The following is a 15,742-nucleotide window of genomic DNA, read 5'->3' as shown; positions in this document are numbered from 1 at the left end:
CAAATTCGCGAACAGTTTGCAAGCAATTTTCCAAGCTATCAGGTGTATGTGCATAATCCACGATAACCGTATACTGATCACCTTTACCTACTTTTTCAAAACGACCGGGAATACCTTTGATTTTTTGCAGAGTATTAATAATTTGTTTAATCGGGATACCTTCTACCAAACCTACGGCAATTGCCGCCAAACTATTATAAACATTAAACAAGCCCATTAATTGCAATTTTACCGGAATTTGCTGATCTGTATACCGAAGAATAAACTCTACCCCTGTTGAAGTAACCTTTACTTCCTTAGCTTGTACATCAGCTCCCTCCTGTAAACCATAAGTAATAAAGGGTACCCTAGTTAAATCAGCTAAATATTGACTATAAGGATCATCTTGATTTAGAATGGCAAATTTTCTTCTTTTTTTTGCTGCTCGAAATCCTAAATTACTAAACAATTTACCTTTAGCCACTAAATAGTTTTCCATATTTTCATGAAAATCAAGATGTTCCGGGGAAAGATTGGTAAAAACAGCTAAATCAAATTCCGTTTTTCTTACCCTTTCCAATTCCAAAGCATGAGAACTTACCTCCAAGACTCCATAGGCAGCCTGTTGAGCTAAAAAGAATTGCAGCAATCTTTGTAAATCAGGAGCCTCAGGTGTAGTATGTCTAACTGGTAATGTCTGATTACCGATACGATTATGGATGGTACCTACCAAACCTGTCAAATGACCGGCATCCTCTAAAATAGCTGTAATCAAATTAGTAGTCGTTGTTTTCCCATTAGTTCCCGTAACACCGATTACATTTAAATAATGACTAGGTTGACCATAAAAGGCACTACTTATATCGGCTAAAGCCTTGCGGCTATCGGGAACCTCTATCCAGGCATAATTTGGGGACCTAAATTCACTTTTTTCAATAATTGTCGCCACCGCCTTTTTTTGAAATGCTTCTTTAATAAATTGATGTCCATCTATTTTAAACCCGGGAACAGCCACAAAAAGTGCGTTAGGCTTAATTTCCCGTGTATCATAAGCCAAATTTGTTATTTCTATATCTAAATTAGAACTAGAGGCCACTACCTCGGTATGTTTAATTAATTCTTGCAGGTTCAAAGGTTCTCCCTCCCTATTGCCGCCTATGGACCAATTGGGGATAAAACACCACTTGCTTCTTTTTCCAAATAAAGCTTAATAGTACTACCCAATGGTACTTGAAGCCCGGGTTCTGGTTCTTGTCTGCAGACTAAACCACTACCTTGTATTTCAAAATTCAGCTGTAGTAATTTAACCTCTTCCCTTACTTCCACAATATTTTTCCCGGTAAAATCTGGAACAACCACTGTTTCCGGTTGAGCCTCTGTTGCCGGAACACTAGTATATAAAACTACTTTACTATTCATTAACATTTTAGTTCCGGGTAAAGGCAAATGAGCCTTTACTTTATTTCCCCGACCCAAAACATCTGCCTTTAAATGGTGATCCTCCAAAATTTGCACGGCTTTTTTAACATCTAAATCTATTAAATTAGGTAATTCCACACTCTTTAAATTATTAGCTAATTTTTCGGGTTCAATTTGTGCCGGTACCTGTAAATAACGCAGGCTATCACGAATAATATTTTGAAAAGCCGGAGCTGCCACCTGTGAACCATAATACATACCCTGTGGTGTATCAACCATTACTAAACAGACCAAACGGGGATCATTTACGGGGGCCACACCCATAAAAGAACCAATATAATCTGTAGAGGAATAACCTCCACCAGGAATGATTTTTTGAGCTGTTCCGGTTTTACCCCCCAGCCGATAACCTTCCACATAAGCGGTTCTACCGGTACCCTCCTCAACCACGCTCTCTAGTATACGCATAACCTCACGGGCTGTTTCCGGGGAAATAACCTGCCGCACTACTTCTGGTTCGAGGGTTTTTATCAATTGACCATCTTTATCCCTTATTTCCTTAACTATTTGTGGTTTCATTAATTGGCCTTCATTAGCCATAGCTGCAAATGCAGTTAATAATTGCAGTGGAGTCACAGCATTAGTCTGCCCGATAGACATGGTCGCCAAATGGATATCCTGTACTTTATCTTTACCCAAAACTATCCCCGCGGCCTCACCAGGCAAATCAATTCCTGTTTTTTTCCCAAAACCGAAGCCATTTAAGTAGCGGTAAAAAATGTCTTTACCCATTCGCAAACCTACGGTAACAAAAACTGGGTTACAAGAATTTTGCACCCCTTCTACAAAATTTTGACTCCCATGAGAAGCCTTCCAACAACTAATACGACGATTTCCTACTTGAGCAGAACCACCACAGTAAAAGCGATCACTAACTTTAACAACCCCTTCATCTAAAGCTGCCGCAACAGTTACCGTCTTGAAAGTAGAACCAGGTTCAAAAGCATCAGAAACCAAAAAATTTCGCCAAGTTGCTTGTGGGAATTCGCCGTATTTATTGGGATCATAAGTAGGGCGCATGCCCATAGCCAAGATACGACCTGTTTTTGGTTCCATTACCAAAATACCCGCCTTTTGGGGCTGATGAAGCTGCATAATCTCATCAAGTTCACGTTCGACAAAATATTGAATTGTTTCATCTATAGTTAAATAAAGACTGTGGCCATCTTCAGGTGGAATATATTTTTGGAGAGCATCGGGAATTTCACGTCCGCGGTTATCATACTCGACCATAATCGTACCGGGAATTCCGCTTAAAACAGTTTCATATGTTTTTTCAAGTCCGCTCAAGCCCTGATGATCAATACCCGCAAAACCCAATACCTGAGCCAAAAGTTGTCCTTTAGGATAAAAACGTTCTGGTTCTTCGACTGATTTAATCCCCGGCAGGCTATTAGTCGCCGCAAACTCTCCTACAGCGGGGAGTTTAGCGGCTTTTAACTTTAATGCTTGTTCTTCAGGTACATGACGTTTAATCCAAACAAAAGCTTGCTCTTTGGTAATTTGCTCCCAAACTTGTTGGGGATCAAGTTCTAAAATTTCAGCCACAATTTGAGCAATTTCTTGATCACGTTTTGATCTTTTTACTTCAGCAGGATTAGCATAAAATGAATCAGAACTAACACTAATGGCCAGTGGTCTACCTTGAGCATCATAAATCGTACCCCGTTTTGCCTTGACCTCTACATTACGAAAGCGTACCGCAAAAGCCTTTTGCCGTAATTCCTCACCTTTAATTAACTGCAGCCATACCAAACGCACGGCCAAAAAGACTAAACAAGTGATCATAAAACAAAACAAACATAAAATTCTTTTTTTAGTATTTATTGAAAGAGACAACCCCCATCACCCCAAGAGCCTACTCCCCACGTAAAAAACTACCGTGTAGGGCAACTACATCATAAAGCGTGCGAAAAATATTTTTTCTCAATTCCCCTTCTGCCAAATGACCTGCAGCTGTTTCAAGCTCAAAAATTGATTCAGTTTTTTCATCTGTTAAAAAATTATGAAGAGCCAAATATTCTATCTGGGGATGCTCAATCATTCCTAAATCATGAATAGCATAAGCCTTTATTTTTTCCAATGACTTAGCACCGGCAATTTCTAATTTCTTTTTTTCTAAGGTTTTCATTAAAATAGCATTCTCCATTTTAACTTGATCCAATTCCCAATTTAAATAACTTAAACGGGCTTTAACAAAAGTATGAGCTAAAGCTGTAGCAAATAAACAAGACAAGATCACCAGACCAGTAAACAAATATAAATAAGGAAAGGAACGTGTACGTCTGTGAACTACCAACCGCTTTTTTTGTCTAGGTGAAGCAGTATTTAACGAAAAATCATATTCCGCACCTGCCGCTTTTTTTCTGGCCACTACCAAAACTATTCACCCTTCCTTTCCTTTAGAAGTCCAATTTTTCCACAGCCCTCAATTTAGCACTGCGGGCCCGCGGATTTTTTTCAATTTCCTCTACCGAAGGAATTACCGGTTTTTTCGTTAATATTTTTACCTGTGGACGATTTTCACAGACACATACCGGAAAATCCGCCGGACAAGTACAAGCCTTTACCCACTTTTGAAATACACGTTTTACCAAACGATCTTCCAAAGAATGAAAAGTAATTACTACCATTCTACCGGCAGGCTTCAAAACTTGCAGTCCTTTTTCCAAAGCCGGAACTAAAACATCCAGTTCTTGATTTACAGCTATCCTCAAGGCCTGAAAAGTACGTTTAGCCGGATGAGGTCCCTGCCGACGTGCTCCACTTGGAATGGCTTGTTTGATAATTTCCACCAATTGACCTGTAGTATGAAGCGATTTTTTTTTACGAGCCTGCACTATAAAAGAAGCAATTCGTTTAGCCCATTTTTCTTCACCATATTCCCCAATAATTTTCGTTAACTCTTGCAAACTGCCCTCATTCACCAAATCAAAAGCCTTAAGAGCGGTAGTTTGATCCATCCGCATATCTAAAGGAACATCCTCTTGATAACTAAAACCTCTTTCTTTTTGATCTAATTGGTAAGAAGAAACACCCAAATCAAAAAGAATTCCATCAACCTGTCGAGAAAGCAACACCTGATCCAAATCCTTAAAATTAGCATGAACTATTTGATAATTAGCTTTACCTAATAGAGCTAGACGGCGATCAGCTGCCTCTAAAGCCGCCTGATCCTGATCTAAACCAATCAAGCAGCCTCCTGGTAAAATCCTAGATAAAAGTGCTTGAGCATGTCCCCCTCCACCTAAAGTACAATCAAGGATCACCATCCCCGGGACTGGATTTAAATAATTTATTACTTCCTGTAGTAAAACTGGTTGGTGTTGAAAACTCATTTACACCACCTCAAAATCCCAAATCAAATTCAACCATTTTTTCAGCTAGTGCTTCATAATTTTGCTCAGTATCCTCACTATATGTTTCCCAATTCTCCTTACTCCAAATCTCAATCCGTGTTCCCACTCCAATAATTACAATTTCCTTTTTTAGAGCGGCATATTCCCGCAAATGACTGTTTAGCAAAATCCGTCCCTGTTTATCAACTTCAGATTCCACCGCACCTCCAAAAAGAAAACGAGCAAAAGCACGGGCATGACTATTAGTAAAAGGAAGACGCTTTAATTTTTCCTCCAAATCTGCCCATTCTTCCTTAGTGTAAACAAAGAGACAGCCGTCAAGACCTTTGGTAATCATTAAACGCTCACCCAAAGAACCCCGGAATTTAGCCGGCATGCAAAACCGCCCTTTTGTATCCAAAGTATGTTGATATTCACCGGTAAACACGACTGTCTCACCTCCCCCTCTTTCCATAAAGGGAAAAACTCACTCCACTTCACTCCACATTATACCCTTTTACTCCATTACTCACCACTATATTCTACTTCAAATTAATATTTCCTGCTTTTAGAGAAAATAATTAATATAGGCATAATATTCAGACAACCGGACTCAAAAATTAAAGGGAACTTACCTTAAGTTCCCCTTAATAACCTGTTAGCAGACCTGCAGTTATTTAAGTACTTCGACGTAAATATAACCAAAAGATAAACCAGGCTAAAAACACCAAACAAAATATAAAAAAGATTTCTGGGCCATAAACCCGTACTGCTTGCCAAACACCTAAACTAGCCAAGGTAACCAAAAGACCAGCCCCCAGCACACCTAAGCTAATCATTAAAAAAGAAGCAAAATAAGGAAAACCGAACAACCAAGCTAAAAGTGTACCTGTCCAAACACCAGTACCTGGTAAAGGGATAAGAACAAATAATAAAAGGCCAATTAAACCATATTTACTTATTTTCTCTCCCCTGTGTCGAATACTAGCCAAAAAAGCCTGTAAACAATTACCAAGATAAGGCAGCCGATTTATGAATTTTTCTAGTGGTCTTAAAAAGCATAAAATAGGCAAAACGGGAACTAGATTACCGACCACCGCTATCCAGAATACGCGCCAAGGATAAATTTCCAAAGCGATTCCCAAAGGAATTGAAGCCCGCAATTCCGTAAAGGGAAGCATAGATAAAAAAAAGAGATACCAGTCTTGATTTAACACAGCTTTTACCCCATTTATTATTTCCTAATTAACTATATACGATTTACGGTAAAATATTAAGCAAAGCTAGTACTAAATTTTCCAGGGGTTTAATTTTTATCTGTTGAATTTCATCTGCAGATGTGTGGTTTTTAACCAACCAAGTTGGGGAAAGTAGGGTAAACCCGGGAATACCTTTTTGAGCAAAAGAAAAATGATCACTATTATGTTTCCGATTTTTTTCCCAAGTAATTGTCCAACCCTCATTTTCCAAACCGGCAATAATTTTATTAGTTATTTCGTTTTCCTCACCTAACCAGCCTAAAAGCTGCTGCTTTTTTAAATTACCTACCGAATCTAAATTAATTACACCTTTAATTCTTTCCCGCTCAAAAGGCAAATGCTCACAAAAATATTGAGAACCCAAAAGCCCCTTTTCCTCAGCCCCCCAAAAAGCAAAGAGCATAGTATAAGCCGTTTTTCGTTTTCCCAAACCATTAATAATTTCCAAAACCACACTTACTCCAGAAGCATTATCATTAGCACCAGGATAAAGCTGTCCATCAATAATACCCAAATGATCATAGTGAGCACTAATAATAATTATGTCTTTACTTTCCCCTTCCCTAAGGCCCAAAACATTGGCACTTTTTTGCGAAGATAGTGAAGGATCACTTTTAAAAATCATACGTCCATTTTGCCTAAAGGGACGATATCCATTAATTGTGAAAGTTTGAAAATAGGTTGCAGCATCTCCACACGGAGTTAAACCCTGTTCCTGCAAAAACTGAGCAATATAAAAGGCAGCTATAGCTTCCCCACCAGTCTCGGCTTCCCTACCAGCAAACTTCTCACTAGACAAAATCTCTAAATGTTCTTTTATTTGCGGTCGAAAACTGTTTTCCTTTTCAATAATCCGAGTACTTTTTTCCAGACCACAGGCCGTAAATAAAATTAAACAAAGAAAAATTAGGGATAACCTTTTCAATACTTCAACCCCTTAATACCTTTAATTGCTGTCGAATACTTGCACCAGTAAATTTTAAAACCGTGGAAGTACCCAAGATACGATCACTTAAACGATCCTCATAAAGGGTGCCAATCTCGTTAAGTGATAAATTAGTACTAATAATCCAAGGCAAATGAAAATTAAGCCGTTCATCAATTAAATAAAATAATTGTTCACGGACAAAATCACTGACCACTTCAGTACCCAAATCATCAATGATTAACAAATCAACCTGATATAATGATTGTAAACGATTTATTGGCCGAACCACTTGTGAGTCAAAATTATACTTAGCTTCCCGAATTAAATCCATTAATATACCTATTTTTAAATAAGCGACACTAATGCCAGCCTGTAGAACATAATTGGCGATTGCACTACAGAGATGTGTTTTTCCAGTACCAATATTCCCACATAATAAAAGATTGTCCACAGCTTTACCTCGACAAATATTTTCGGCAAAAGAGACACATTCCTCTAAAATAGTCCTATAACGTTTTTTATCTTCATACCATTTCAAAGAAAAAGAATTAAAAGTTTGTTTTTTTTGTCGGGGCCCCAAACCACTCAATTCCCAACGCTGTTGACTTTCTTCGGCCAATAAACAAGCACATTTTTCACCAACATTCAAAAAACCGCGGTCTTCACATAGAGGACAATCCCACTTGACGGCTTCAATATTTTCTGGTAAAGCATATTTTTCAAAAAGAGCCTTTTTTTCGTTAAGTAAAGCCGTTCTTTTTTTATTTAATTCCTCCAGAGTAAGACCCATTTTCCCTTGTCCCATTTGCAAATAAACCACTTCCAGGGAAATTTGGGCCAATAAATGGGCAATTTCTCCCAAACGCGGATATTTTTTATAAAGTTCCTCTAGATTTGCTTCCCATTCGGCAATTTTTTTCCGCCGGCGTAAAGCACGATCTACAATTGACATCTCCTAATCACCCTATTCAATACCCAATATTTTTTCCCAATCCCGCTGATCTACTCGACTAATACGTTTTCTTCCAGTCGTTCTCACTACTTTTTGAGGTTTTTGCCGGTCATGCTCCCGTAAAGCCTTTTCCGCCTCACTGACATTGGTCACCTGTTTTTGATACCAATCTTTTAAAATCCCGTCAATATATCTGAAACTAGGATTATTAGTGCGCACGGTCTCTTCTGCGGCCCGCATGATTACTTGATGACTAAATTTCCATTGATTAGTCCATTTTAAATACATTTCCCGTTGTGGAGTAGTAACCCCCCCATATTGTCCCACACATTTTTTTACTTCACTAACTTGATAATAAATCCAATCTAAATTACTCATAAAAGCCGCTAACTCATCAATGGTTTGAATACCCTGCAAATACACTTTTTTAGCAATCGGCTGATATTTTCGAGGAATATTTTGCCCGCGAGTAAAGCACAATTGCAGAAAAATTAAAATAAAGTCTGTCGACCAGCCATATTTCAAATTAAATTCCTGCAAAATTTGCTTTTCTTTTAAAGTTACTGATAGAGAACCCCTTACCTGATCTAACCACTTAATAATTTTCCCATATTCAAATTGCTCACATACAACATGGGAGGTCTTAGCTTTTTCTTCTTTTTCCCAAAGCAAATATAAATTACGCCATAAAGGAGCAAAGGAAATTCTTTTCCCTTCCCAACAAGCCCAACCATGTGCTAAACTCCATTTAATCCAAGGGTTTTGGGCCAATTCCTCCACAGAAATGTTCTCTTTACAAGCAGCCAAAGCCAATAATAAATAGCCGAGGTCTTCTGGTGCTAAATTCAGCTCCTGCCGCTTATCCAAAAGAGTAAGTGGCAGAGCAACCTGACCTTTTTCCATTAACCAAATAAAGCAGTCACCCTTTGGCACAAAAAATCACTCCTTAACTAATACTCCCAAGCCTTAAAAAAGACATCCACAGCATAAACTACCAAACCTGTCAAATCCTCTAGATTTAGTCGAACTGTTTGCCGGATTTGCTGTGCCAAATCCGGCAAATTGGCCGGATAACGTGCCGTAATTTCCAAATTTAAAACAACTCCTTCAGATTGTAAATCAACTTCCACTCGATTTACCTTTTCTATTTGCGGTAAAGTCAAAACAAAATGTGAAGTCAATTGCATGATTACAGTTTCGGAAATTGCTAATTTACCATTTAAACTAAACTTAGGCCTTAAAATAGATTTTTCACCAATTTTACGGCGGGCATCATTTTTTCGCCGCAAAAAATACTTTAAGGAATCAAGCAAATAGCCCGGAAAATCCGCCTTTAATTCAATTGCCGGCACGGGAATAACGTGCATACCATGATTTGTACGTAATTCCCGGGCCATTTTAATTTCTCGAGGTGTCGCTATTTCCTCAATACGAATAAGACAAACCGGGAAAGGCAGTTCCAAAGTTGCAGCAATACGATTAATCATATGTAAGGAAGTACCCAAAACAAGCACCTTTTCCGGCTGCAATTCCTTTAAACACGATCTTACTTCCTCAGCATGTGCTGCCTCTAAAAAAATAGCCCTTTTCACCGCCGCGAAGGTTGTCGCTTCCCTTTTAGCCGATCTACCAGCTAATTTACGTCCATTTTTAATTAAGAGACCATCATCAATAATTACTTCAATATCTTCTTGATGGGCTACCAACATAGCCCGATGACTTTTTCCCGTACCACTTGGACCTACTAAAGCATAAATCCGCATTCTTTAGCCACCTCATTTTTGACCTCAGATTGACAGTAGGTAACAATTATATTAAAATAAAGTCAATTTAATCAATCTTAAGGGGAATCAAAATTATGTACATTAAAGATATTTTTGCTGCCAAAAAAGGACCAGTTTTATCTTTTGAAATTTTTCCACCCAAAAAAGATAGTCCTTTGGAAACAATTTACACCACTGTTGAAAGTTTAAAACATCTAAAACCCGACTTCATTAGTGTTACATATGGAGCCGGTGGTAGTAGTAAAGATCGAACCGTAGAAATTGCCGCCCTAATTAAGAAAAAATATGGAATTGAATCTTTAGCTCATTTAACCTGTATTTCCTCTACCAAAACAGAAATTGAAAACTTGTTAAGCGATCTTAAAAATAATGAAATTAAAAACATTTTGGCCTTGAGGGGAGACCTACCGCAAGATAAAAATTTTAAATTTCCCTCACCCCTACATTATAACTATGCTCAAGATCTTATCCAACAGATTAAAACCGAAAATAATTTCTGCATAGCTGCAGCTTGCTATCCTGAAGGACATATTGCTTGTCCTGATTTAAAACAAGATATCCGTTATCTTAAAGAAAAAGTAAACAAAGGAACAGATTTTTTAATTACCCAACTGTTTTTCCACAACGAGTATTTCTATAACTTTATGAATGAAATTAGAAAAATAGGCATTAATATTCCCGTAACGGCCGGAATAATGCCCTTATTAAGCAAGAAACAGATTGAACATTGTTTAACTCTAAGCAAAGCTACTTTAGCCCCTAAATTTACTCGGGTTCTGGAAAAATACGGTGATCAACCAACCATCTTGCCAGAAATAGGTATTATTTATGCCGTAGATCAAATTATCGATCTTTTAGCTTGGGGTGTAGATGGTATTCATCTTTACAGTATGAACCGTCCCGAAATAGTATTGCGCATTGTCAAGGAAATAGCTCATCTTTTTTAATCAGTTTTTAAAGGACGCAAATCAAGAGTATCACTTACAATTTTATGCACATCTTCCATGATCCGAAAAAATTGATATTCAGCTTGTAAATATTTTTGTACAGTAGGATGAAATTCCAATAAACCAACTATTTTCTCCAACTCAGCTTTTTTCTCGGGAGATACCTCTTTCCCCGACATTTGTGTAGTTTGAAGTTCAAGTTGTTTAGCCTGAAGATCTAAAAAGATTTTCAGGCTAGTTTCATTTTGTTCCAATTTTTCCCGTGCAGCCTTGAATTCTTTATATTCACGACTTGCTTTTAGTGCTCTGGCCAATTGATGTGCCTGATCATGAACCATTTTTCTCACCTACTCCTATTAAAATTTAGCCGAATAACGTTTTTTCCATTTAGGTACAATCGGTAAAGCCTCATATTCTTCTTTAAGTAAACCTAAAACCCACAAATCAACATATTGTCCATCTATAAAAACTTGGTTGCGCATTTTACCTTCAGAAATAAAACCAAAACTCAAAGCACTGCGTAAACCTAAATTATTATTATCATTAATAGTATAATAAGCCTTTTCTAAACCTAATTGATAAAAAACCAAATCCAATAAGAGGATTAAAATATCAACACCATAACCGGCTAAACGCATTTCTTTTTCCCCAATACCCAAAATAATTTCGGCATTACCGTTTTGGCGGTCAATATTACGCAGACCAGCCAAACCAATAGGATATTGATCACTTTTTCTAAGCACCAAATAAACTACTTTTTCCACCCGCGGATCTTGCAGACATCCTTTTAAAGAAGTAATTTCCTTACGAATTGCAGCCAGATCAACACTGGCATACTCATTATAGCCTAGACGAAAATCACGATCTACATACCATTTTTGTAATGTCTGTGCATCTTGGGCCACTAATGGACGAAAAATTATCTTTCTACCTTTCCACATAATTCCACCCCATTATTTTTCTTATATGTTTATAAATAAATATTCCCGAAAGAATTTTTGGTGCGAAAAATGTAGATTTCTCTGGCATTACTATTTGAGGATCTTGAATTCCCGCATCTGCCACCGCAATTAATTCTGTAATGGAAACCGGAGCCAAGGCCACCGCCAAATCATATTTACCACTATCTACACAGTCCTTCATTTCAGCTAATTCGTTTTCCGCATAATAATCAAAATAGGCCGGATCACTAATTAAATCTGCAGTCAAACCCAAATGGGGATATAATTCCTTTTCCAAGATACGACAATCCAAGCGTCCCACTACATCCTCAGGAACTTTTTGAGCAGGTAATAAATAGGCATTTCCCCGGGTATAAAGTGAAAAATGATGTTTAGGAGGTGTTTTAAACTCCCGAACCACTTGCAAAGGTAATTTATCTTTAATTTCCGCAAATTTGACTAGACCATTAATCACCCGATTATAAGCTAAAATTGGAGCATCAGCAGCTGCACATAAATAAGCCAAACAATGAGTTTGCTGATTGAGCAAAGAAGCATGATAACGGTGATGACCATCAGCAATATATAATGCCTGTGAAGCTATTACATCTTTTAATAAACATCCTTCCCTGCTTTTTTCTTCCACACGAAAAATTCTATTCTTTATCCCATGTAATTCCGAAGCTCCCATAAAATCAGAAACAAATTCAGCTTCAGGGGAGTAAAGGGAAACAATTTTATCTAATACTGTCCTTAAATCAGCCTGAGTGAATAAAAAAACCGGTTCAAAAGTATAACCTGTTTTTTGCCTTAAAGCCAAACGGCCCTTGACTTTATCATCAAATGTTTTTTCATGTCTGATTATTTGACCACCAGCATAATCCTCAACAGCCACTGCAGCCAATACACCCCGCCTTACTTGAGAATTATAAACTTGTTCATAAACATAAAAGCAAGGAGTTTGGTCTACTAACAAATATCCTTTTTCCTTGAGAAATTGTAATGCTGCAAGTGGTTCTTTACCTAAAGTTAAATGATATAAAGAAAATTTATTTTTCCGTAATAATTTCTCCAAAGGAGAAGCAGGCTTAATAACATCATAAGGTGGGCAAGTTATTTTTGAAAGCATTTCACCAACCGGCCTTAAACCCGTTAATCCTGTAATTTCCGCCATTACTTTTCCCTCTTTTCTTATTTCAAATAGACAATTATAATTGTATGTTAATTTTCCCTAGATAGCAATCGCGAAAATTTGCTCTTTACCCTTAATTATAGCATAATAATCCCAAGGAGGTGATCTAATGAAAATTACCAGGGAAATGCCCATTAGCAAAATTGTCCAAGAACATCCACAAACTGCGGAAATATTTATGAAACACGGCATGGGCTGTTTCGGTTGTGCAATTGCCCGTTATGAATCCCTAGCCGAAGGGGCCGCAGCCCATAATATTAATGTAGATGACCTACTCAAAGATTTAAACAAAGTCATTGCTGAATAAGATTATAAAAAAATGCTGCACACACAAGGCAGCATTTTTTTATTTCCATGCACACTCCTTTTTTAATCAAGCTGCTCTATTTTTTCCAAAATATCTTCCATTTGACTTTCTAAGGTTTGAATAGCAGCATTCATTAAACCTGTAACCCGCTTGGATTCTTCTGATTGGTCTTTAACTTTATTAGTTTCCCGATTCTGCAATTCCACCCGGTCAATAATTTCCTCGACAAAAGGTTTAATTTTCTTTAATTCTTCATTAGTTTTATCAGCCAATTTCCTAATTTCTTCTGCCACCACGGCAAAACCGCGGCCTTTTTCCCCGGCCCGTGCGGCCTCAATAGCAGCATTTAAAGCCAAAAGGTTGGTTTGATCAGCTACTTCCCCAATGGTATTAACAATAGGAACTAAATCACGTGTACACTCTACCACTTCATTAGAAATCTGTTCAAAATTACTAATACTGTCAATGATATAAGAATATTTCTCAAAAGTAACTTCCGAACTAGAGGAAATTTCATCCACATTTTGTGTAATCTCCTCAAACATTTCCGAAACCTGAAGTAAAATATCCTTAATTTTTTGGGCACTTTGCTCAGCTTCGATTGATTTTTCCTCAAATAATTGCTTATTTCTTTCCGCCAAAGCAATCGATTCTTCGATCATCTTTTTCTCGGCAAGAATTTCTTTTTCACGATATAAATAACAATTATCCGGTTTATTTAAACCATTAAAAATAGCTACAGCCATATCATAACAACTGCGATAACCACAAGATCTACAATTACGCATATCATCATCGGTTTCTTTATGCATCCTTTGATAAATTTCCCGCAATTCATTTTCCGTAGGTTTTTTGATTTTAAAATTGGCTGATAAATCCCGATAATGAGTATAACTAAAATCATATCTTTCTACGACAGTTTTTAAAAATCGACGCAGTGCTCGCTTGTTTTTAAGATTATTTTTTTTACGTTCCACCCGTTCAGCTATTTTCCCTTCTATCCAATCAATGGAATCATAATGATTAATTGTTCCCGGACCCATATTACAACCTTTTTCACAATTAAGAATATCTACAACCAAAGGCAAATGGGCCTTATTTAACTTAACATCCCTTTCCAAATCAGCCAAATATTTCTCATAAACAAGTGGTCCTTCGATTTTAGTAATCATTTGCGGCTTTGTTTCCGGAAACCAGTATAAAAATGATTCCTTTAGTCCCCCTGGAGTCGAAAAATTAACGGCAATTTCCGCTTCCACAGAATCATCAAAACTACCTTTAGGTAAACTTTCCAATTGCAAACCATTGCGGCGAAACATTTTTTCCAAGGACTGAAAAGTGACATTATATTTTATAATTTTACTATCCTCGAATTCACGTTTTTTAGCCAAGCAGGGAGAAATAAAAGCCAAAGTATAGTGTGGATATTTTTCTTTAATATAAACAGCAGCATCATGTACCGGACTACCACTAGGTACCAAATGCCCAATTAAATCCGGATGTTCAATTTCTATATATTTAACTATAGCCGGACAGGGCTGGGCAATCAGTGGTAATTTAAATTTCCCAGAAGCTAAAAGTTCTTGATAAGCAGCTACGGTTATTTCCGCCCCTAAAGAAACATCAAAAACCGCTTGTACACCCATAGATTTTAAAGCAGTAATTAAACGAGCTGCATCAAAATTACAATAAGCCGAAGGAGCAACCAAAGCCGCTATTTCTTGTCCAGAGGCCAAGCCAGCTTCAAATTCTTGTAGATCATCTAAAGGATAACGAGCAACTTTATTTTTATCACCATCATGGGCTTCTAAACAGACTTCAATACATGCTCCACAGCCAATACACATATCATCATTTAGTTCTACATAATCCCCACTGCCATCATTACAATATTTAACTGGACAGACAGCAATACAGCGATGGCAATTTATACAATTCTCTTTTTTTATGCCAATAACTTTAACTAATTCACTCAATGTTCAAGCCCCCTCATGCTAAATTATACAATTAGTAAATTCGCCCTATTTTGCTAATATCCTGCATAAATTTAGAAAATAATACTTTCTTCATGTAGTTCAATTATCATCTACTTAAGTATTCATCAACATTTTTAACATTTGGCGGCAAACCAATTATCGAAACCACAAACTCTTCTAGATTACTTACATTCCCCGTCACTTCATTGAAAAAAATTTTAGAGACCCCTTCCTCTGTACAAATTTCACTTAATTTTCTTTCACGACCATTACTATAAGATTTTCGTGTACCCCTAGATTGATAAAAAGCACGGCGGTTAAGTGCTTGATCTTCTATTAAATCACCAATAATTAATTCATAAACCGAAACCCCACTTAATACTTTATTTTCCGATTGTGCATAAACTTCGGCTATTCTAACTATATTTTTTAATGTGGACAAATCAGCCTCCCAAGCCGATTGAATTTGAATCCGCCATAACTCAAAAGCACTAAACAAAACAACAACTGCAAGCAACATGACCACAACAATAAACTCAAACCAAGTTCGCCGCCTAATATTTTTGAAATCACGCTGAGTCATTCCTCAAACCTCCGGAAGCTAAAATTATCTTACCTTTTACCCCCACCCTCCTTGGCACTTTTTTTAAATAAATTCTT

Annotated in this window: 17 protein-coding genes; 2 read left to right on the top strand and 15 right to left on the bottom strand. The window is 37.2% G+C overall.

What is annotated here, in order from left to right; translation table 11 throughout:
- The 10 genes from GX687_01710 to GX687_01665 form a co-directional block, all read right to left on the bottom strand.
- The coding region (locus tag GX687_01710; GenBank protein ID HHX96166.1) for a UDP-N-acetylmuramoyl-L-alanyl-D-glutamate--2,6-diaminopimelate ligase at window positions 1-1,111 on the bottom strand (1,111 nt) is incomplete at its 3' end.
- A gap of 23 nt (window positions 1,112-1,134) precedes the next feature.
- The gene (locus tag GX687_01705; protein ID HHX96165.1) at window positions 1,135-3,297 is read right to left on the bottom strand and encodes a stage V sporulation protein D; all 2,163 of its coding nucleotides are present in this window, start codon (window positions 3,295-3,297) and stop codon (window positions 1,135-1,137) included.
- A gap of 19 nt (window positions 3,298-3,316) precedes the next feature.
- Complete coding sequence (locus GX687_01700; GenBank protein ID HHX96164.1) at window positions 3,317-3,838, bottom strand: hypothetical protein; 522 nt, start codon at window positions 3,836-3,838, stop codon at window positions 3,317-3,319.
- Window positions 3,839-3,860: 22 nt separating this feature from the next.
- Window positions 3,861-4,796 carry a 16S rRNA (cytosine(1402)-N(4))-methyltransferase RsmH gene (gene rsmH / locus GX687_01695; protein ID HHX96163.1) on the bottom strand — a complete coding sequence of 312 codons (936 nt, stop codon included), beginning with the start codon at window positions 4,794-4,796 and terminating at the stop codon, window positions 3,861-3,863.
- Between the two features lie 10 nt (window positions 4,797-4,806).
- A complete protein-coding gene (gene mraZ, locus GX687_01690; protein HHX96162.1) occupies window positions 4,807-5,244 on the bottom strand; it encodes a division/cell wall cluster transcriptional repressor MraZ in 438 nt (145 codons plus the stop codon).
- A 229-nt stretch (window positions 5,245-5,473) separates the two neighbouring features.
- A complete protein-coding gene (locus GX687_01685) occupies window positions 5,474-6,013 on the bottom strand; it encodes a small multi-drug export protein (protein ID HHX96161.1) in 540 nt (179 codons plus the stop codon).
- 43 nt (window positions 6,014-6,056) lie between these two features.
- A complete protein-coding gene (locus GX687_01680) occupies window positions 6,057-6,980 on the bottom strand; it encodes a M20/M25/M40 family metallo-hydrolase (protein ID HHX96160.1) in 924 nt (307 codons plus the stop codon).
- A gap of 4 nt (window positions 6,981-6,984) precedes the next feature.
- The gene (locus GX687_01675) at window positions 6,985-7,935 is read right to left on the bottom strand and encodes an ATP-binding protein (GenBank protein ID HHX96159.1); all 951 of its coding nucleotides are present in this window, start codon (window positions 7,933-7,935) and stop codon (window positions 6,985-6,987) included.
- 12 nt (window positions 7,936-7,947) lie between these two features.
- Window positions 7,948-8,838: a DnaD domain protein gene (locus GX687_01670; protein ID HHX96158.1), complete on the bottom strand. Its 891-nt coding sequence runs from the start codon at window positions 8,836-8,838 to the stop codon at window positions 7,948-7,950.
- Window positions 8,839-8,885: 47 nt separating this feature from the next.
- Window positions 8,886-9,698 carry an Asp23/Gls24 family envelope stress response protein gene (locus GX687_01665; GenBank protein ID HHX96157.1) on the bottom strand — a complete coding sequence of 271 codons (813 nt, stop codon included), beginning with the start codon at window positions 9,696-9,698 and terminating at the stop codon, window positions 8,886-8,888.
- A 95-nt stretch (window positions 9,699-9,793) separates the two neighbouring features.
- Here GX687_01665 and metF point away from each other — a divergent pair, with 95 nt between their 5' ends.
- Entirely contained in the window at window positions 9,794-10,666 is an 873-nt protein-coding gene (metF, locus tag GX687_01660; GenBank protein ID HHX96156.1) for a methylenetetrahydrofolate reductase [NAD(P)H], read from the top strand.
- Here the strand turns inward: metF and GX687_01655 are convergent.
- Genes GX687_01655 through GX687_01645 form a run of 3 tightly spaced genes read right to left on the bottom strand, consistent with a single transcriptional unit; the run spans window position 10,663 to window position 12,781 of the window.
- A complete protein-coding gene (locus GX687_01655; GenBank protein HHX96155.1) occupies window positions 10,663-11,004 on the bottom strand; it encodes a YlbF family regulator in 342 nt (113 codons plus the stop codon). The genes metF and GX687_01655 overlap by 4 nt on opposite strands.
- Before the next feature lie 18 nt (window positions 11,005-11,022).
- On the bottom strand, window positions 11,023-11,607 hold the full coding sequence (locus GX687_01650; protein ID HHX96154.1) for a GNAT family N-acetyltransferase: 585 nt from the start codon (window positions 11,605-11,607) through the stop codon (window positions 11,023-11,025).
- Entirely contained in the window at window positions 11,594-12,781 is a 1,188-nt protein-coding gene (locus tag GX687_01645) for a DUF1015 domain-containing protein (GenBank protein ID HHX96153.1), read from the bottom strand. Before GX687_01645 ends, GX687_01650 begins: the two co-directional genes overlap by 14 nt.
- Before the next feature lie 127 nt (window positions 12,782-12,908).
- Between GX687_01645 and GX687_01640 the strand changes: the two genes are divergently transcribed.
- A complete protein-coding gene (locus GX687_01640; GenBank protein ID HHX96152.1) occupies window positions 12,909-13,106 on the top strand; it encodes a DUF1858 domain-containing protein in 198 nt (65 codons plus the stop codon).
- 62 nt (window positions 13,107-13,168) lie between these two features.
- Here GX687_01640 and GX687_01635 read toward each other — a convergent pair whose 3' ends face one another.
- Window positions 13,169-15,082: a hypothetical protein gene (locus GX687_01635; protein ID HHX96151.1), complete on the bottom strand. Its 1,914-nt coding sequence runs from the start codon at window positions 15,080-15,082 to the stop codon at window positions 13,169-13,171.
- Between the two features lie 106 nt (window positions 15,083-15,188).
- The gene (locus GX687_01630; protein HHX96150.1) at window positions 15,189-15,665 is read right to left on the bottom strand and encodes a hypothetical protein; all 477 of its coding nucleotides are present in this window, start codon (window positions 15,663-15,665) and stop codon (window positions 15,189-15,191) included.
- Window positions 15,666-15,742 lie beyond the last annotated feature (77 nt).

This window comes from Clostridia bacterium (assembly GCA_012841935.1).
Lineage (GTDB): Bacteria > Bacillota > Peptococcia > DRI-13 > DTU073 > DUTS01.
The sequence above is the reverse complement of the archived record's forward strand: the minus strand, read 5'-3'. Positions and strand labels throughout refer to the sequence as shown.

What these genes read in the sequence shown, in the direction of transcription:
- rsmH (HHX96163.1), bottom strand. Translation starts at nt 4,796, where the DNA reads ATGAGTTTTCAACACCAACCAGTTTTACTACAGGAAGTAATAAATTAT.
- GX687_01675 (HHX96159.1), bottom strand. Translation starts at nt 7,935, where the DNA reads ATGTCAATTGTAGATCGTGCTTTACGCCGGCGGAAAAAAATTGCCGAA.
- GX687_01670 (HHX96158.1), bottom strand. Translation starts at nt 8,838, where the DNA reads ATGGAAAAAGGTCAGGTTGCTCTGCCACTTACTCTTTTGGATAAGCGG.
- GX687_01665 (HHX96157.1), bottom strand. Translation starts at nt 9,698, where the DNA reads ATGCGGATTTATGCTTTAGTAGGTCCAAGTGGTACGGGAAAAAGTCAT.
- metF (HHX96156.1), top strand. Translation starts at nt 9,794, where the DNA reads ATGTACATTAAAGATATTTTTGCTGCCAAAAAAGGACCAGTTTTATCT.
- GX687_01655 (HHX96155.1), bottom strand. Translation starts at nt 11,004, where the DNA reads ATGGTTCATGATCAGGCACATCAATTGGCCAGAGCACTAAAAGCAAGT.
- GX687_01650 (HHX96154.1), bottom strand. Translation starts at nt 11,607, where the DNA reads ATGTGGAAAGGTAGAAAGATAATTTTTCGTCCATTAGTGGCCCAAGAT.
- GX687_01645 (HHX96153.1), bottom strand. Translation starts at nt 12,781, where the DNA reads ATGGCGGAAATTACAGGATTAACGGGTTTAAGGCCGGTTGGTGAAATG.
- GX687_01640 (HHX96152.1), top strand. Translation starts at nt 12,909, where the DNA reads ATGAAAATTACCAGGGAAATGCCCATTAGCAAAATTGTCCAAGAACAT.
- GX687_01630 (HHX96150.1), bottom strand. Translation starts at nt 15,665, where the DNA reads ATGACTCAGCGTGATTTCAAAAATATTAGGCGGCGAACTTGGTTTGAG.